Origin of the sequence: Micromonospora citrea, assembly GCF_900090315.1 — a bacterium.
Taxonomy (GTDB): Bacteria; Actinomycetota; Actinomycetes; order Mycobacteriales; family Micromonosporaceae; genus Micromonospora; species Micromonospora citrea.
This window is the reverse complement of the sequence record NZ_FMHZ01000002.1, coordinates 3,242,060-3,259,519: the sequence shown is the minus strand read 5'-3', so window position 1 is coordinate 3,259,519 and position 17,460 is coordinate 3,242,060. Positions and strand designations below refer to the sequence as shown.

Sequence of the window (17,460 nt, the reverse complement as noted above, 5' to 3'; positions counted from 1 at the left end):
GCTCACCGGGCGCGTGGCCCATTCCGCCGGGGCGCGTCGCGTTCCTCGGGGGTGGAACTGCCCCGGACCAGGGTCGCGCCCAGCGCCGCGCCGACCACACAGGCCACCCCGAGCGCCTGCGACCAGGCCAGCAGTTCGCCCAGCAGGACCAGCCCGACCAGCGCGCCGATCGCCGGCTCCAGGCTGAGCAGGACCGCGAAGACCCGGGCCGGCATACGGCGCAGCGCGGCCAGCTCCGCCGAGTACGGCAGCACCGACGACAGCAGGGCCACCGCGACGCCCAGCGCGAGGGTCCACGGATCGAGCAGCGCCGCGCCGCCGTCCGCGACCCCGAACGGCAGCACCGCCAGCGCGGCGACGGCCATCCCCAGCGCGAGGCCCCGGCTGCCCGGTACCTGGGCGCTGACCGCCTTGCCGAGCAGCACGTACCCGGCCCAGCCGACCGCGACGGCGGCGCAGAGCAGCAGCCCCACCCCGTCCAGCCCGGCACCGCCCAGCCCGCTGATCAGCAGCACCCCGCCGCCCGCCAGGGCCGCCCACGCCACGTCGGCGGCGCGGCGGCTGCCGGCGAGCGAGACCAGCAGCGGCCCCGCGAAGCCGATGGTGACGGCGACGCCGAGCGGCACGCGTTGCAGGGCCGCGTAGAAGGAGAGGTTCATCAGCGCCAGGCTGAGCCCGAACGCACCGACCAGGCCGGCGGCGCGCCAGCCCAGCCGCAGCCCGGGCCGGGCCACGAGCAGCAGGATCAGCGCGGCGAAGCCGAGCCGCAGCGTGGTCGTTCCGCCGGCACTGGTGCTGCCGAAGAGCTGTTTGGCGACGGCCGCCCCGACCTGGGTGGAGAGCATGCCCAGCAGCATCAGCAGCGGCGGAGGCACGGCCCGGGGTCGGCCGAGGGCGACGGTCAGGCGGGCAGCCGGGTGCCCGGCCGGCAGGGGGCGGGAGGCGAGCGCGTACACCCGGACCACGGTGCTCGGCGACGGCGCGCGCCGCGACCGGATTTCCACGCCGACCCGGCGATCGCTGCCGGTGGGTTCTGGCTCGCCGGCTGTCGGCGGCGCCGGTCCGGTGCGCCCCGGCCGTCGGTGGTGCGCGGCGGGTCCCGCTACCATGCCGGGCGGCACGATCATGTGAGGTGCCCCGCGCGAGCGGGGAGAATCGGGAAGCCGGTGCGAATCCGGCACGGGCCCGCCGCGGTGACCGGGGAGCCACCGTCCACGCGCGAGAGCGCAGCCACTGGCCCGACGGGCTGGGAAGGCGGACGGCCAGGCGTCGATCCGGGAGTCCGAAGACCGGCCTCGCGTCAGGTGCCCACGCCCGGGGCGTGGGCCGAGCGCAGCGGGAGCCTGCCTTGGATCTCTACGACGTCATCCACCTCCGCCGGGACGTACGCGCCCAGTTCACCGGGGCGCCCGTGCCCGAGGAGACGCTGCACCGGGTGCTCGCGGCGGCACACGCCGCGCCGAGCGTCGGCTACTCCCAGCCCTGGGACTTCATCGTCGTCCGTGACCCGGAACTGCGGCGCCGGTTCCACGAGCACGTGCACACCGAGCGGGCCACGTTCGCCGCCACGCTGGACGGGGAGGCCGCCGAACGGTTCGCCCGCATCAAGATCGACGGCGTGCTGGAGTCGACCCTCTCGGTGGTGGTCACCTACGACCCGGCCCGGGGTGGCCCCGCCGTGCTCGGTCGGCACGCCATCGCCGACACCGGGCTCTACTCCGCCTGCCTCGCCATCCAGAACCTCTGGCTGGCCGCGACCGCCGAAGGGCTGGGCGTCGGCTGGGTGTCGTTCTACCGGGAGCCGTGGCTGGCCGACCTGCTCGGCATCCCCGACGGCGTCCGGCCGGTGGCGTGGCTCTGCGTCGGCCCGGTCACCCACTTCGAGCGCGTACCCGACCTGGCCCGGCACGGCTGGCGGCAGAAGCGCCCGCTGGCCGAGGCGATCCACCACGACCGCTGGACCCGACCGACCCTCTGACACCCCCGCGCCCCGCACCGCGCCGTCGGGCGGGTGGCGGCGCGATTCCCGGAAACAGTGGCCTCCGGGACGTACGGACGTACCCGGGCCACTGTTCCGGGAAGTTGTCCGGATCCTGGGTTCGCTTCGCGTGGGTGTTGGCGGTGTCCAGTTTTCGAGCGGGCGGTGCACCGGGCGGCCGGCTACGGGCGGCGCGGTCGCGGTTCGAATCGTCAGCGCCCGCTGTCCCATCGTCTGTGGAGGGTCGGCGAGGTTGTCGCTGTCCAGCGGCCGCCGGACGGTACGGGACCACGCCGGTGGCTGGCAGGGGCCGGACGTGCGTGGCCGGCCGCCCCGTGGCCAGCGCGCCGGGTAGATCGTCCCGCCGTCGCGACGAACCGCTGCGTGCCGTGGTTCGCGAGAACTGGTCACGTCCGAGTATGTGGTCCTGTCTATTGAGGATTGTTCTGAATTGATCCTGACGAGGTAGCGATCCGTTGACTGATCGGCTTGAATCGGGCGGCGCGGCTGTACGCGCTGGACCTACGCGCGGGGGAGGATCGGTCGATGGCGAACGAGCAGCCCACCGCCGGCCGGGCGCCTGATCCACAGGCCGTCGGGTCAGCGGCCGAGTTCGTGGCCCAGATGCGCGCGCTACGTCAGTGGTCCGGACTGACCATCCGGCAGGTTTCGAGGAAGGCGCGGGAAGCCGGCGACGTGCTGCCGCACAGCACGCTGAACACGGCGTTGGGCCGAGCCACCCTGCCGAGAGAGGAGCTGGTCGCGGCTTTCGTCCGGGCCTGCGGCGGTGACCAGGAAACGGTGGACGGCTGGATCACGGTGCGCAAGAGGCTTGCCGCAGCCATGGCGGGCCAACCCGAGCCGGTCGCCGCCACTGACGCCGCGGGCAAGGCTGCCGCCGGCTCATCCGTCGACGAGCCGAGGGTTCGCCCGCCGTGGGGACTACTCGACGAGGTACCTCCCTTACCGGACGAACTCTCGCAGGTGCTTGGCTGGGAACGCGGCGGCGGGGAGCGGCTGGAGGCGGCGACCGGCGGCGACCCGGACCTCATTGGTGCCGCGAGGCTGACCGCCGAGCCGGTTGACGGCACGTCAACCGGCGTCGAGCCAACTGCCGTCGAAACACCCACCAGCGAGCCGCACCGGGACGCCGCCGAGCCGGGTTCGTCTACCGCGAGCGAGCGCCCGGGGACAGACTCGACCCACAGACCCGACCCGACGGAGGCGCGGCCCGAGCCGGCCGGGGGCAGGTCGGCCCCGAGCGTGGACAAGCCGGTCCGCCTCCCCACCTATTCGGAAGGGCCGCTGGCGACGGCCGTGAAGAACCGGCGCGACGCCACCTGGTCGGGACTGCACCGCAAGCCGACCGCAACTGCCGAGCCGCTGGGTCTGCGGGATTTTGTGCCGCCACTGGCCTTCCGGGCCGGCTGGCCGAGGCGCATCCTCGGCATGCTCGTCGCCGTGCTGGTCCTGGTGGCCGCCGGCGTGGCCGTCCGGACACTTCGCGAATCCAACAGGGGTGACGGTCCGGCGGACGTGCGCGCTGAGCAGACGGTCGGGCCCGGCGCCGAGGAACACCTGCCGTCGGAAGATGCCGGCGTGAAGACATCCAGCCCCAGCCCCAGCCCTCGGCCGAGCAGCGCCGCGCCGGCGCCCACGAGCACCGCGCCGAGTCCGCCCAGGGTGTCGCCGACGAGGGCGGCCACCGCGCTGCCCGCGCCCGGAAAGTACCGCATGATGCCAGCGGCCACCGCCGGGAAGTCGTTCTGCGTGGGCGTGGGTCCGGAGCCCGGGAACGACCGGCCGGAGGTGGCCGTCCTCGTTCCCTGTGCCGAGGCCCAGCCCGCCACCAGCGAGCTGCGGAAGGTCGCAGCGAACACCTACCAGATCTACTGGGCGCACCCGTCCGGGGGCGGCGGATGCCTGCAGGTCGACCCCGATCCGAACGGCGAACCATCGACCGCCGACGGGGTGCTGCTGGCGCCGCGCCGCTACTGCAGCCGCCCGGACCAGCGGTTCATCCTCGAACCGGTCCAGACGAACGCGGGCCGGGGCTACCGGCTGCATGCCGCGACCGCGCCGAAGATGTGCATCGGCCCGATCGACGGGGGCCGGACCGCGGGTACCGCCGTGGCCCAGGTGCCGTGCTTCAACGACGACGTGCAGGTGTTCCTCTTCAAACCGTAGCCCTCCGCGGTCGAAGCCCTCGGCCCGGCGGCCCGCATCCAGGTCCGACGCGCGGACGGCGTCGACGGTGTGCACGCCCACTCCGTACTCCTGATCTCCGAAGGCTTCGCCCGGTCGGTCCGGGCCGCGCGCGTGCCGTTCTCCAGGTGCTTGCGTACTACTTCCTGCTGCCCGTCTTCTTCCCGGTCCTGCTGCCGGTCGCCTTCTTCGTGGTACGCCCGCCGTCGCCTGCGTCCGCGTTCTGCTCGCGGAGCTTGCGGGTGCGTTCCTTCACGCAGGTGTCGTAGCCGCCGCACTCCCGGTTGGCCTGCTCGTACGCCTGCCGGTGCTTGCTGTCGCTGCTGGTGGTCTTCGCGGGGGCGTCGGTCTTCTTCGTGGTGGTCCTGCTGCCGTTCGTCTTCCTCGTGTCGGGCCTACCGTCGCCGACACCGGCCCGCTGCTCGCGGAGTTTGCGGGTGCGTTCCTTGACGCAGGTGTCGTAGCCGCCGCACTCTCTGCGGGCCTGCTGGTATGCGGGGTCGTTGTTGGATCGGTCGGCCTGCTTCTTGAGCTTGGTGTTTTGTTCGCGGAGTTTGCGGGTGCGTTCCTTGACGCAGGTGTCGTAGCCGCCGCAGTCCCTGCGGGCCTGCTGGTATGCGGGGTCGTTGTTGGATCGGTCGGCCTGCTTCTTGAGCTTGGTGTTTTGTTCGCGGAGTTTGCGGGTGCGTTCCTTGACGCAGGTGTCGTAGCCGCCGCACTCTCTGCGGGCCTGCTGGTATGCGGGGTCGTTGTTGGATCGGTCGGCCTGCTTCTTGAGCTTGGTGTTTTGTTCGCGGAGTTTGCGGGTGCGTTCCTTGACGCAGGTGTCGTAGCCGCCGCAGTCCCTGCGGGCCTGCTGGTACGCCGGGTCGGAGTTCGACCGGTTCGCAATGTCCTCGGCCTCTTGGTAGGTCATCAGTTCTGGACCGATCCGCAGGGCCTCGGTCTGCCGGAAACCCTTCGAGGTGTCGAAGTCGCGCATGGTCTTCTCCCACGGGCTGCGCCGGGGGTACTCGCGGTAGTCGTCGATGATGCGCTTGCGCAGTGCCGGGTCCTCCTTCGCGCGTGCCAGCAGCTTCTCGTCCTCCACCCGGCCGCGAGCGCGGATCTCCTCGGCGACGCCTTGACCGATCAGCTCCGCCGCACCGCTGTCGGTCCGGGTGCCACGCGGCCAGAGCCTGAAGCGGCCCGGGCGCGGTCCCCCGGGTCCGACGGACTGCGATCGGTCCGGCCCTGCCTTCGTCTCACCGGTAGGCGACCCCTTCGGCCCCTTCGGGGGACGGGCCGTGGTGCCGGAGGAGTCAGAGTCGTCGCCGTCCTGGCGGCGGTCGCGATCGGCCTTCGCCGCCCTGGCCTCGTCCAGCTTCTTCTGCGCGGCGTCGAGCCTCTCCTCCAGCCTCCGCTGGGCGACGGGGAGAGCGCGCTTCCGCTTGGCCTTGGCCAGGTCACGCTTCAGATCCCGAACCTGGCTCTTCAGATCCTTGATCTCCCGGTCGTCCTCGCCGCCGGCGATCGCGGCCTTGGTCTTGAGGTACGCCCGGCGTGCTGCGGCATGCTTCGCTCTTGCCCGCTTCAGGTTTCGCTCAGCCTTGGCCTGCTGCTTCGGCGACAGCGTGGTGTCCCGCGCAGCCTCCGTCAGCTTCCGCAGCTTGCGCTCGGACTTCTTGAGCTTGCCCTTCAACCTCTCAAGACTCTTCTGCGACTTGCGGTAGATCTCCTCGGCGTCCTGGACTGCGACGTAGACGTCCTTCCAACCGAAGCTCGTCTTGCCATCCTCCACCCAGGCCTGGACCCTCTTCATGACCTGGTTGGCGATGATCTTCCTCTGGTAGTTCGGGTCATCCGGGTCCGGTGACCCCAGGGCCGAGACCTCGTAGCCGAGCTGCAGGAGCAGCCGCCGGGCTCGCCCCATCGGGTCGCCGGCGTCGGCCGGGCCAGGCGTCGGGCCCGCTGCCGGGCGCTCGTTCGGATCGGGGGCCGCCGCAGAGGCCGGTGCGGCCAGCAGGAGACCCGCTGCGACGGCGACCACCGCCACCATCGGCACCAGCCGACGACGCAACACCGTCATCCACTGCGCCAACAGCCATCCGCTCCGCTCAGGGCGGCACCGCTCGTGCTTGTTTCTCATCGCTGCTCCTTCAGGTCACGCCTGCCGTGGTCACCTGCCGCCTGGCCGGCAGGGCGGCCCGTCTCGTTCCCGGACCGGTGGGGGAATGGCAGCTCGGCCAGCACCCACGCGTCCCATGACACTTGTCCGCGCCCACGTCCCGGAAGTGCAGACAGCGGTCGGGACAGTCCCGAGCAACCCCGGTACCTGGGCCTGAACAAACCGGGACAGGCAGCGGTCCGGTCGCTTGGACGGGTCCGAACCCTGGCCGTCGACACTCCCGCCGACGGGCGTCAGCGCTGAGTGCTCGCCGGTGCTGCCATGCCACGGAATCGAGACCGGACCCCGGCGGCGAGCACCGGCAGCCCCGTCGCCCGGCACCGCGCGCCCGGTTGTGGGCCGGGAGGGGCCTTGTCACGTACGGCTGCGGATCCGTCACCGGGGACCGGTTTGCGGTCGCTCCTGCCGGGAAGTCGGTACGGGTGCGAGCACTGATGACGAAGATCGAGCAGGCCTCCGGGCTGGACCGGATCGGCGACCGGCTGCAGCGTGCCGTCCAGGCGACCCTCCGTCCGCAGCGGGTCAGGGACCTGCTGCACGGCGTCTGGCTGGGGCACCCGCTGCATCCGGCGATGGTGCAGGTGCCGGTTGGCGCGTGGATCAGCACCGCCGTGCTGGACGTGCTGCCGGGGCAGCGTCGGGCGGCCACCACGCTGTGCGCGGTCGGCACCGTCAGCGCCCTGCCGGCGGCGGTGGCCGGGCTCAACGACTGGGCGGCCCTCGCCCGCGACCAGCGCCGGATCGGCCTGGTGCACGCCGCTTCCAACAGCGTCGGTCTGGTGTTCTACGCCGGCTCCGTCGCCGCCCGATTGTCCGGCCGGCACAACCTCGGCCGTACGCTCGGCTTCCTCGGGCTCAGCGCCGCGAGCATGGGGGCCTACATCGGCGGGCACCTGGCGTACAAGCAGGGTGCGCAGGTCAACCAGAGCATCTCCGAGCTGCACCGGATGAGCGACGGCTGGCACGCGCTCGCCGACATGGCAGCCCTGCCGCAGCGGAAGCTGATCACCCGGGAGATCGACGACGTCTCGGTGATCCTGTATCGGCACGGCGACGAGGTCACCGTGATGCTGGAGCGGTGCCCGCACCAGAGCGGCCCGCTCGCCCAGGGCGAGGTGCGTGAGGTCGACGGGCACGAGTGCGTGGTCTGCCCCTGGCACGGCAGCACGTTCCGGCTCAACGGCGGCGAGGTCGTGCACGGGCCGTCCGGCAACGACCAGCAGATCCTGCCGACCCGCATCGTCGACGGCATGCTGGAGGCCCGCCTCCCCTGACCGCCCGCCCGCCGCATCGCGTGCCGTCCTGACCGGCGTACCGCCGCGACGACGTGTACGTGACCGCGTGACCCCATGCCGCCACCCGCTGCCGGGGTGCGTCGGCCAACTGGTGGTCCCGGTTGGTTCAGGGGCGGCGGTGGCGGCCGACGGGGGCCTCGCCGACGGCGTCGGCGTGCACCCGCGCCTGGGCACCGACGATCGTTCCGCCGGTCGCGCTTCCGGTCGCGCCGCCGCGGCCGGTCGCGCGCCCGCCTCCGCCGTGCCCCACGCCGCCGGTGCCCGACTGACCCGCGCCGCCGGTGCCCGAGCGCGCCGCTGTGCCCGAGCGCCTCGCTCCTCCGGTACCCGAGCGAAGGGCGGTGCCGGTGCCCGAGCGGCGGGCGGTGCCGGTGCCCGAGCGGCGGGTGGTGCCGGTGCGGGCCGCGCCCGCCGACACGTGTGCCGGGCGGCGGCGCAGACCCAGGACCGCGCCGATCTGCGCCCCGACGATGCTCGCCACCGCGAGGACAGCGGTGACCGCGAGCGGCCGGTTCACCCGGTCGGGCTCGCCGGGCCGAGCCGCCCCGACCGTCACCGTCGGACCGTCACTGCCGGGCGCGTCCGCCGGCGGGAGCGGGGCCTCCGCCGATGGGGCCGGGGCATCCGCCGGCGGGGTCGGCGCCGCCTGCTCCGGGGTGACCTGTTCGGGCGCGGGCCGGGGAGCCGGGGCCGGCGCTGCCGGACGGGCGACGAGGCGACCGGTGGCGTGCCGGCGGGCACCCCGGTCCTCGGCCTCCTGGGGGAGCTTCAGCAACTGTCCCGGGTGGATCCGGTCCGGATCGGCGAGCCGGTTCAGCGCGGCCAGCTCACGGTAGTCGCCGAAGTCGTCCAGGTAGCGCTCGGCGACCGTGCCCAGGTGGTCGCCCCGGGCCACCCGGTACACCACCGGGCCGTCGTCCGAAGCCGCCGACGCCGTCGAAGCTGTCGGAGCCGCCCATGCCGTCGATGTCGCCGGAGCCGTCGACACCGCCGGAGCCGCCGACGCGGTCGGAGCCGCCCATGCCGTCGGGGCCGCCGTGGTCGGTGCCGGCAGGGCGTACGGGCCGGCGACCGCCGTGGCCGCGCTCGCCGCCGGGCTGGCCGCGACGATCAGCGCGACCGAACCGACCAGCGCGGCGGCGGCCCGCTGCTGGCGGCTCATCCCGGGCAGCCGGGGCGCCGGGCGGCGCAGCGCCTGCGCGCAGAGTTCCACCAGCACCGAGAAGGCGAAGGTGGCCCAGCCGAACCACCCGGCCAGCGCCAGGGCGCGCAGGAAGAGGCGCCCGTCGTCGCGGCTGGTCAGGGTCGTCCCGATCTCCGCGACGGTGGGCAGGTGGTCGGGCAGCGGATTGCCGGCGAGGGCGAGCAGCGCCACCGGCGCGCCGACCAGCACCGCGCAGAGCACGACGAGCGCGCCGAACCCGGTCAGGATCCGTCCGGTCCGCCGTACGGCGGAACGTCCCGATGCGACCATGGCTGCCTTCCTTCCTACGGTGCCCCGGTGAGCGGCCGCGCGGTCGCCTCGCCGGAGACGGTGACGGTCTCGTCGAAGCCGAACAGGCCGAGCATGGATCGGTGGTGCGTGACGGTGACCCGTACCCGGACCCGGGTCTCCCCGTCGACACGCGGGAAGCTGACGGTGTGGCCGGTGGCGCCGGCTGCGGCGAGGTAGTCCGCGACGGCCCGGCGGGCCTGCGGGCGGTCGATCCGCGTCGGCCCGCCCTCGATGGCGGCGGCCCGGTCGATGGCCTGGCCACCGGCGCGGGCGGCCTCGGCCGCGAGGTTGTCGGCCCGCTGCAACGTGCGCAACTGGCCCGCGCCGTCGAAGGCCATGCCGATGACGGCCAGTACCCCCACCATCGCCACCGCGAGGAAGACACTCACCCGCCCGTCGTCGTGTCCGCCGGGCAGGCGGCGACGGGCGATCATCCCCGGCTCCGGTAGCGGTCCAGGGGTGAGGTGAAGCTCGCCGACACGCGCTTGCCGGCGGGCATTCCCGGCAGAGCCGACAGGCGCAGGTCCTGGTAGGACACCGTGCAGGCGATCCGGACGGTCACCGAGGCGTCCTGGCCGGCCGGGCTGCGGAACGCCGCGTCGAAGCTGGTGGCGCGACCACGTACCGCGCCGCTGAGGGTCACCTGCGGAGCGCCGACGCAGTTCAGGCCGCGCCAGTCGAGCTGCCGGCGGGCCGCGTCCCGGGCCTCGGCGCGGGCGGTGCGGGCGTCCCGGGAGATCGAGGCGGCGCGGGCCGCGTCGTGGGCGGCGGCGTCGATCGCCTCGGCCGCCACGGCGGTACGCCCGGCGACGCCGGCCAGCACGATCAGCGCGACGAAGGCCGGGGCGAGCACCGCCACCTCGATCGAGACCGAGCCCCGCTCGGTGGTACGGCTCACGGCGTGGTCCACCGTTCCACCGTCCCGTGCGCGGTCTGGCGCACGGGGAAGTCGACACCGGGTACGACCGACAGGGATCGACCGCGCACCGTGCAGGTCACCTCGGTGGCGCTGGTCTGGCAGCTCGGGCCGGGGTCGTCCCAGTCCACGAGCCAGCCGCCCGCGGCGCGCAGGAAGCGGGCGGCGCGGGCCTCGCCGGTGCCGGGCGGCGCCTGGTGCAGCCGCTGGGCGTTGACCGCGCTCTGCGCGGCGTTCAGCGCGGTGGAGCGGGCGACGAACCACGCGGCGGTCTGGATCGAGGCGAAGAGCAGCAGGAGGATCGCCGGCATCGCCACCGCCAACTCGACCGGGTTGGCACCCCGGTCGACCCCGCCGGCCGCCAGCCGCCGGACGACGGCCGCGACCGGTTGTCGGTCGGCGGCGACGCGGCGTCGGCCGGCCGCGCGGAGCTGGTGTCGGGCGGCGCGCGGCTGCGGCGGAGCCAGGGCCGGAACGGAGTGTCGCCGGCCGGGCGTGCGGCGCCGGACGACGGCCGCGACGGGGCGTCGGGCGGCGGTGGCCGCCCGACGCCCCGGGACGGAGTCTGCTCGGCGCACGGCCCGGCGTTACTTCGGGTCCTGGTGCTTCGGAATGTTGTCCATCCAGTCGTTGGCCGCGCCGAGGGCGGCGGCGGTGACCGCCATCGCGACGGCGACCAGACCGAAGATGATCACGGCGGTGGGTACGGGGCTGTCGCCCCGCTCGCCGTCGCGACGCAGCTCGGCCAGGCGCGCCGCCAGCGCTACGTGCAGACAGGTGATGACGGACATGACGTGCTCCTTCTCTCGGGGTCGGATCACAGGCGGGCGATGAACGGATAGACGGCGAAGCCGAGCAGGACGAAGACGAGCAGCGCCCCGGGGATGTCGAGCCGGCTGGTCACCCCCTCGGCCCGGGCCAGGTTGTCCGTGCGGATCTGGTCGCGCAGCGAGTCGGCGCGGCTGCGCAGGGTCTCGTGCACCTGCGCGCCCTCGCTGCCGGAGGAGCGCATGATCGCCCCGACGTCGCCCAGCTCCGGGATGCCGATCCGCTCGGCGAGGTCGCGCAACTCGTCCCAGGGCGAGTGCATCTGCATCTGCGCGATCCGCAGGGCCTCGGAGATGCGTTCGAAGACCCAGCCGTCGCAGACCGCCGCCGCCCGTTCCAGCGACTGCACCGGCCCGTGCGCGGCGGAGAGTTGCAGGGCGACCAGGTCGAGGTAGGTGCAGACCGCCTGGCGGAACTCGTCGCGCGCCTTGTCCGCCCGGTCCAGCACCGACCGGTGGGCGACCAGCGCGCAGAGCAGCGCCAGCCCGAGGCTGCCGAGCACCGGCACGACCACCGGCAGCCGTACGCCGACGGCCAGCAGGGTGACGCCGAGCAGCGTCGGCGCGGCGAGCCCGATCAGCGCCGAGAGCAGCATCGACAGGGCGTACTGCTCGGGGGTTTGGTCGATCAGGGCGAGCTGCCGGTGCGGTGGCCGCAGCCAGCGGGACAGCCCGGTGAGCCACTCCAGCCGCCGGCCGGCGGGGGCGGTGAGCTGCCCGGCGCCCGGCGGCTGGTGCAGCCGGCGCAGCGCGGGCCCGAGCGCCGGCGTGGCGGGCACCAGCTCGCGGACCACCAGGAATACGCCCAGCCCGATCGCCGCCCCGCCGCTGACGGCGACCGCGAGCTGCCAGTTGAGGACCACGCTCATGCCAGCACCTCCTGCGGGTCGGGGGCGGGCAGGAAGCGGGCCGGCCGGCGCGGCTGGCTCATCGACCGCACCCAGGCCAGCAGGCCGACGAAGGCCGCGCCGAGCGCCGCCATCACGAGCTGCCCGGAGGGCGTGCCGTACGGGCTGATGTATTCGGTGTTGAGCAGCCCGTACGCGACGGTGGCCAGGGTCATCCCGGTGAGGAAGCGAACCGCGAAGCGGGGCTGGGTGCGTTTCGCCTCGATCTCCCGGCGGGTGGCGACCTCGGCCGCCGCCGCGTGCGCGATCGAGCCGAGCACGTCGCCGAGGCGTTCGCCCCGGTCGGTCACGTGCAGGATCAGCGCGGCCACCACCTGGTCGCAGACCGGGTCGCCGATCTCGTCGGCGAAGGCGAGCAGTGCGGAGCGGGCCAGCCACCCGGCCTGGAGGCGGGCGGCGAGCAGGCGTACCTCCTCCTGGATCTCCTCCGGCGCGGTGGTGACCGTGCCGATGATCGTCTGTTGGAGGCCCTGGCCGGTGGCGGAGACGTCCTTGAGCCGGCGGGTCCACTCGCCGACCGCCTCGATGCGGGCGATGGCCCGCTGCTCGGCCTTGCCGACGGAGAACAGCCACGGGGTGCCGGGGACCGCCACCGCGACCAGCAGGCCGACCACCGGCAGCCCGGTCACCAGGAAGGCCAGCGCGCCGGCCACCAGGGCGCCGACCAGCAGTGCCTGGTGCTCCCGCTGCTTGCGGGGGGTGGCGCCGGAGCCCTTCCACAGGCGGTCCAGGCCTCGGCCCGCGCCGGGCCGGGCGGGCGGCCGGCGGGTGCCGACCAGCGCGACGACCGTCAGCAGCAGCCCGGCCACGCAGGCGGCCCCGGAGAGCACCGCGACGAGTTCGACGTCGGCCAGCATCTCCGGTCACCGCCGCCCGAGCCGGGTCTGCCGGGGCCGTCGCCAGGCGCCGGTGCCCGCCTCGATCCACCGGCTGAGCAGCCGGGCGTCGTAGCCGACCCGGAGGAGTTGGGCGCGGATCCGCTCGGGCAGGTGCCGGGGCACCGCCCGCCCGTCCGGCCCCGGACCGAACACCTGGGTGGTGGTGATCCGGTTGCCGTCGCCGACGCCGATGACCTCCTCGACGTGGGAGACGAAGCGGTGCTTGCGCCCGCCGATGGCGGTCTCGTCCTCGACGGTGACGTAGACGATCAGGTCGAGCGCGTTGCCGGCCATCCGGCGGGCCTGGTCGACGGTCATCTCCCGGCCGTGCGCCAGCGCCAGCTCGATGATCCGCTCGCTGACCCCGGCGGGCGTACGCGCGTGGATGGTGCACATCGAGCCGCGGCTGGTCGTCATGGCCTGGAGCATCGGCACGATCTCCCGGGACCGGACCTCGCCGACGATGATCCGCAGCACGCCCATCCGCAGCGAGACGGGGATCAGGTCGGCGATGCTCACCTCGCCGGCGGGGCGGCCGTCCGGCCCGCGTTCGCCGTGCCCCTCCCGGGCCTCGAAGCTCATCACCGCCCGGTGCTTGAGGCGGCGGCGGGCCGGCAGCAGCTCCCGGCTCTCCTCCAGCAGCACGTACGGCTCGTCGGCCGGGATCTCGTCCATCAGCGCACGGATGACGGTGGTCTTCCCGGCGCCCGCGAGGCCCGCCACCATGATGTTCAGCCCGGCCCGCATCGACGCGCGGAGGAAGTCGCGCACCAGCGGGTCGATCATCTCGTCCAGGTCACCCCGGCCGCCGGCGAGGTCGTCGAGGCTCACGTCGAGGGTGTTGTGCTTGCGGATCACCGCGTACGGGCGGTGGCTGACCAGGAACACCGCCGCCAGCCGGCTGCCGTCGGGCAGTTGCAGGTCGAGGGTGGGTTTCGAGGTCGACAGCGAGCGCTCGGTGGCCCCGGCCCGACGGGCCGCCGCCTGGAGGATCTCCACCAGCTCGTCGTCGCTGTCGGCGATCGGCTCGGCCCAGTCCACCCCGCCGCCGTGCCGGGTGACGCGCACCTGGTCGCAGCCGAGGATGTGCACCTCCTCGATGGTGTCGTCGACCAGCAGCGTCTGGAGGCGGCCGAGCCCGGCCAGTTCGGCGGTGACCTGGTCGAGCAGGAGCCGCTCCTCGCCGGCCGCCATCGGGGTGCCGGCCCGGCGCACCGCGTCCGCGTACTCGGCCACCACCGCCACCGCGAGGCGGGCGCGCTCGGTGTCCTCCTCGTCGACGGTGAACTCCCGGCCGCGCTGCCAGCGGGTGAGCCGCTCGCTGAGTTCGCGGCGCAGCTCCCGGACCACCTGGAAGTCGACCCGGGCCCGGGCCGGCGGCTCCGGCGGCGGCCCGGCCGGGGGCGCGGGCAGTGGCAGGGGATGGTGGTGCCGCCCGTTGGGCGGGGCCAGCGGCGGCGCGGTGGAGGTGGCGCCGGCCGACGCGGCGGGGTTCGCGTCGGCCGGCAGGGCGGTGGCTGCCCCGGGCGGCCGGCGGCGCGGGTCGGCGGAGACCGGCTCAAAGCGCATCCGGCACCCCCTGCGACACGGGCCAGGCCAGCCGGGCGCGCCGCCGCTCCAGCAGCGCCCCGACCGGCACCTCCAGGGCCCCGGCCGCGCGCATCAGCGGCCGACCGGCCCGCACGGTGCCGCCCAGGCTGAGCACGTCGGCGGTACGCGGGTCGTGCGGCAACCGGGCGACGACCGGCAGCCGCAGCGCCTTGCTCACCTCGCCGCTGCCGTGGCCGTCGCCGACCAGCAGCAGCCGCAGGCTGCCCGGCGGCACCCGGTGCTCGGCGAAGTCCCGCTCGATCGTCCGGACCATGGCGCGGGTGCCGGACAGCTCGGGCAGCCGGGCGCGGCTGACCAGCAGCACCACCGAGGCGGCGCGCAGGATCGGCCACGGTGGACCGACGACGTGCAGCCGGCCGCAGTCGACGAGCACGTCGTACGGCGGGTCGCCGTGTTCCAGGCCTCCGAAGAAGTCGGCGAAGCGCTGCCAGAGCGGTGCGACGCTGCCGGCCTGCGCCGGGTCGACGACGCCGGGCAGCAGCAGCCGCTCCCGCCTGGGCGCGTCCAGGTCGACCAGTTGCGACCAGAACGTCGTCTCCAGGCTGCCGTCGCGCAGCTCGCCGACCGCCAGCTCGCCGATGCCGCGGGGGCCGTCGAGGGCGCCGCCCAGGTAGCCGGCGAGCACCGAGCCGCCGGCCGGATCGCACTCGGCGAGCACCAGCCGCCGGTGCCAGGTCAGGGCGCAGGCCAGGGCCGAGGTGGTCACGCCCGGGGAGCCCTTCGCCGACACCAGCGCGATGATCGCCATGCTCAGGCCGCCCCGGTCAGCACGACGGCGATCCGTTCCTGCGCCGACAGCGCCACCACGGCCGGCACGTCCCGTACGGCCAGCGCCAGGTAGAGCACCACCTCGTCGTCGTCCGACGTCGCGGTGTCGATCACCGTCGCCTCGAACCGGGTGGCGGCGCCGGCCGGGCGGTCGTCGTCGCTGTCCGGCGTGCTGACCAGCAGCACCTTGTCGCCGGGATGCATCTCGCGGGCGGGCACCTCGGCGGGCCCGAGGCCCAGCGCGAGCTGCTGCTGCCCGGGGCCTAGCAGCGGGTCGTCGGTGAGCTGGGACATCGTCAGCAGGGTGCCGGGGGTCAGCGACACGGCGGCCCGCTTGCCGACGACCTCGTCGAGCCGGCCGGTCGGCACCGGGGACAGCCCCTGGCCGCCGGCCACCTGCACCGGCACCAGGTCGTCGGCGGCGAGCTGCCGGCCGACCTCGACCGGCCGGGCGATCGCCAGGTAGGTGCCGGTGGCGCGTACCGAGGTGACCGCGAACGCCGCCCCCAGGCCACCGAGGGCGATCAGCAGCACCGCCAGGCCGAGCAGCCCGGGCCGCATCCGGCGCTGCCGGACCACCTTCGGCGGGGCGATCGGCGCGTCCACCGGCCCGGTCCCGCTACGGGTCGCGACGCTCACCGGGCCGTCTCCGTTCGCGACTGCGGGGCTCGCAGGCCCGGCTCGTTCCTCACGCTCACTCGGACACCACCTGTAGTTCGTTGATCCGGACCGGCACCGTGCCCGTCGTCCGGGTGAGGGGTATGACGCCGCTCTCGCCGCCGCCGCGCCAGGTCACCGTCCAGTACGTGGTGGCGCGCACCCGGTAGTCGCCGGCCTTCGGGTAGCCGCTGTCGTAGCCGCAGTCGGGGGAGGGCCGGCCGGCGAGCCGCCCGTCGGCCGCGTACGGGGTGCCGGCGTCGGCGCAGGTGACCGTCCGGCCGTTGCCCATGTCCCAGACGATCCGGTCGAAGGTCGCCGTGATCTCCACGGTCAGGCCCCGGTCGGTCTCCGACGCCTCCCGGGTCGGGCCGAAGTACTTCGGGTCGTCGCTGCTGCCCCACATCCAGACCGGCAGCCCGACCAGGCCGGGGCCCTTGCTCCGGCGCGGGGCGACCGCGATCCGGGGCGCCGCGATGGTGATCTTGGCGAGGGCCCGTCGGGCGAGTTCCTCCGGGTCGGGCGGCGCGCCGAAGCCGGGCGGCGGGGTGTCGCGCAGGACGTTGACCTGGCTGCCGATGGCGCCGCCGTTGCAGGTGCGCGTGTACCACTGCTGCCCCTCGGGGGCTGCGGGCTGCGGCTCGGTGAGCTTGTAGTAGCAGCCGTCGCCGTTGTTGAACCAGCCGAGCACGTCGTCGTAGCACTTGACCGTGTGGCCGTTCCACTGGCACTTCCCGCCGCCGCCACCGCCGCCCGAGTCGCCGCCTCCGCCGGTGTCCCCGCCTCCGCCCGGGCCGCCCGGGGTGCCGGGGTCGTCGTCCCAGACGCTGCAGTCGCTCTGCCCGGGCGGGCACTCCGCGCCGGGGTCCGCGCGGGTCGCGGCGATCGCGGGCACGGCCGCCCCGAGCGCCAGCAGCAGCGCCAGCCCGGCGCCGGCGAGCGCCCGCCGGACCGCCCCGGCGCGGCTGGCGGCGGTGGCGGGGCGGGCCGCCCCGACCCGGACGAGGTCGGCGGTGGCGGGGTGGGGCGCCCCGGCTCTCGCGTCGGCACCGCCTTTGCGGCTCGCTCCGGTCGCCGGGTCGGCGGTCCCCGGGCGGGCTGCCCCGGTCCCCGGGCGGGCCGCCCCGGTGCCGGTCGGCGCGGGGGTCGGGGCGGCCCTTCCTCCCCAGGTCAGCACGGCAGGTCCTCGTGGGCGGCGCCGGCGCTGATCAGCCAGCGGCCGTCGGGGTAGCGGGTGGCGGTCGCGGTGGCCAGGTGCCGGGTCCCGCCGGTGCCGGGGACGACCCGCTTGGTCCTGGCGTAGACGAGGCGGTAGCGGGTCGCGTCGAGGCAGTCCTGGATCTCCACGGTGGGCGGGCTGGAATCCAGGCTGACCGACGTCACGGTGGGGTCGGAGACCAACGTGCCGGTACGCATCGCGCCGTGCTCCTTCGCCTCGCGGATGGAGAGCCGTACCCGGGTCAGCAGCGGGTCGGCGAGGAACCGCGCCAGGTCCGGGTGGTGGGGGTCGCCGCGCCCGCTCGCAGTGCGGGACGCGGCGAGATATCCGGCGTACGCGGCCAGCGCCGCCTCCCTGGCCGCCCGTTCGTCGGCCTCGGAGTGGGTCGGCGCCGGCGCGCTCGCGGCGGGGGCGGTCCCCGCGGTCGACGCCGGTTCGGCGCCGCAGGCCGTGCCCGCTCCGACCGCCGCGATGGCGAGCAGGCTGGTTGCCCGTCGGCCGAGTCGCCGTCCGCGCACGTCGTGCCTCCTCGGTGG

Annotated in this window: 16 protein-coding genes, 1 pseudogene and 1 riboswitch; of the genes and pseudogenes, 3 read left to right on the top strand and 14 right to left on the bottom strand. The window is 74.7% G+C overall.

The annotated features are described in order from the left end of the window. Positions 1-2: 2 nt before the first annotated feature. Entirely contained in the window at positions 3-956 is a 954-nt protein-coding gene (locus GA0070606_RS14930) for an EamA family transporter (RefSeq protein ID WP_176737326.1), read from the bottom strand. Positions 957-1,118: 162 nt separating this feature from the next. Next, positions 1,119-1,312, top strand: a riboswitch (cobalamin riboswitch). A 36-nt stretch (positions 1,313-1,348) separates the two neighbouring features. On the opposite strand from GA0070606_RS14930, the gene bluB reads away from it, so the two are divergent. After that, complete coding sequence (gene bluB, locus GA0070606_RS14925; protein WP_091099755.1) at positions 1,349-1,978, top strand: 5,6-dimethylbenzimidazole synthase; 630 nt, start codon at positions 1,349-1,351, stop codon at positions 1,976-1,978. A gap of 546 nt (positions 1,979-2,524) precedes the next feature. Then, positions 2,525-4,165 carry a helix-turn-helix domain-containing protein gene (locus GA0070606_RS14920; RefSeq protein WP_091099749.1) on the top strand — a complete coding sequence of 547 codons (1,641 nt, stop codon included), beginning with the start codon at positions 2,525-2,527 and terminating at the stop codon, positions 4,163-4,165. A gap of 157 nt (positions 4,166-4,322) precedes the next feature. Here GA0070606_RS14920 and GA0070606_RS14915 read toward each other — a convergent pair whose 3' ends face one another. Next, positions 4,323-6,311, bottom strand: a complete 1,989-nt coding sequence (locus tag GA0070606_RS14915; RefSeq protein ID WP_141721693.1) for a hypothetical protein — start codon at positions 6,309-6,311, stop codon at positions 4,323-4,325. 473 nt (positions 6,312-6,784) lie between these two features. Here GA0070606_RS14915 and GA0070606_RS14910 point away from each other — a divergent pair, with 473 nt between their 5' ends. Next, a complete protein-coding gene (locus GA0070606_RS14910) occupies positions 6,785-7,624 on the top strand; it encodes a Rieske (2Fe-2S) protein (protein ID WP_245724692.1) in 840 nt (279 codons plus the stop codon). Positions 7,625-8,027: 403 nt separating this feature from the next. Here GA0070606_RS14910 and GA0070606_RS14905 read toward each other — a convergent pair. The 12 genes and pseudogenes from GA0070606_RS14905 to GA0070606_RS14850 form a co-directional block, all read right to left on the bottom strand. Continuing rightward, positions 8,028-9,119, bottom strand: a pseudogene (locus tag GA0070606_RS14905) (LysM peptidoglycan-binding domain-containing protein); the annotation flags it as partial. A 14-nt stretch (positions 9,120-9,133) separates the two neighbouring features. Further along, on the bottom strand, positions 9,134-9,574 hold the full coding sequence (locus tag GA0070606_RS14900; RefSeq protein WP_091099735.1) for a pilus assembly protein TadG-related protein: 441 nt from the start codon (positions 9,572-9,574) through the stop codon (positions 9,134-9,136). Continuing rightward, the gene (locus tag GA0070606_RS14895) at positions 9,571-10,050 is read right to left on the bottom strand and encodes a TadE/TadG family type IV pilus assembly protein (RefSeq protein ID WP_091099731.1); all 480 of its coding nucleotides are present in this window, start codon (positions 10,048-10,050) and stop codon (positions 9,571-9,573) included. Before GA0070606_RS14895 ends, GA0070606_RS14900 begins: the two co-directional genes overlap by 4 nt. After that, positions 10,035-10,421: a TadE/TadG family type IV pilus assembly protein gene (locus GA0070606_RS14890; protein WP_245724949.1), complete on the bottom strand. Its 387-nt coding sequence runs from the start codon at positions 10,419-10,421 to the stop codon at positions 10,035-10,037. Before GA0070606_RS14890 ends, GA0070606_RS14895 begins: the two co-directional genes overlap by 16 nt. A 222-nt stretch (positions 10,422-10,643) precedes the next feature. Then, the gene (locus tag GA0070606_RS14885; protein WP_091099728.1) at positions 10,644-10,847 is read right to left on the bottom strand and encodes a hypothetical protein; all 204 of its coding nucleotides are present in this window, start codon (positions 10,845-10,847) and stop codon (positions 10,644-10,646) included. A gap of 26 nt (positions 10,848-10,873) precedes the next feature. Beyond that, positions 10,874-11,752, bottom strand: a complete 879-nt coding sequence (locus GA0070606_RS14880; protein ID WP_091099724.1) for a type II secretion system F family protein — start codon at positions 11,750-11,752, stop codon at positions 10,874-10,876. After that, positions 11,749-12,648, bottom strand: a complete 900-nt coding sequence (locus tag GA0070606_RS14875) for a type II secretion system F family protein (protein ID WP_091099720.1) — start codon at positions 12,646-12,648, stop codon at positions 11,749-11,751. The genes GA0070606_RS14880 and GA0070606_RS14875 overlap by 4 nt, the downstream gene beginning before the upstream one ends. Positions 12,649-12,654: 6 nt before the next feature. Continuing rightward, positions 12,655-14,238: a TadA family conjugal transfer-associated ATPase gene (locus tag GA0070606_RS14870; RefSeq protein ID WP_091099717.1), complete on the bottom strand. Its 1,584-nt coding sequence runs from the start codon at positions 14,236-14,238 to the stop codon at positions 12,655-12,657. Next, positions 14,228-15,028, bottom strand: coding sequence for a CpaE/TadZ family protein (locus GA0070606_RS14865; protein WP_091099714.1), 801 nt, complete (start codon positions 15,026-15,028; stop codon positions 14,228-14,230). Before GA0070606_RS14865 ends, GA0070606_RS14870 begins: the two co-directional genes overlap by 11 nt. Before the next feature lie 2 nt (positions 15,029-15,030). Continuing rightward, positions 15,031-15,687 carry an SAF domain-containing protein gene (locus GA0070606_RS14860; RefSeq protein WP_091099711.1) on the bottom strand — a complete coding sequence of 219 codons (657 nt, stop codon included), beginning with the start codon at positions 15,685-15,687 and terminating at the stop codon, positions 15,031-15,033. Positions 15,688-15,742: 55 nt separating this feature from the next. Continuing rightward, complete coding sequence (locus GA0070606_RS14855) at positions 15,743-16,630, bottom strand: hypothetical protein (RefSeq protein ID WP_091107747.1); 888 nt, start codon at positions 16,628-16,630, stop codon at positions 15,743-15,745. A 245-nt stretch (positions 16,631-16,875) separates the two neighbouring features. Next, on the bottom strand, positions 16,876-17,442 hold the full coding sequence (locus tag GA0070606_RS14850) for a hypothetical protein (RefSeq protein WP_091099707.1): 567 nt from the start codon (positions 17,440-17,442) through the stop codon (positions 16,876-16,878). Positions 17,443-17,460 lie beyond the last annotated feature (18 nt).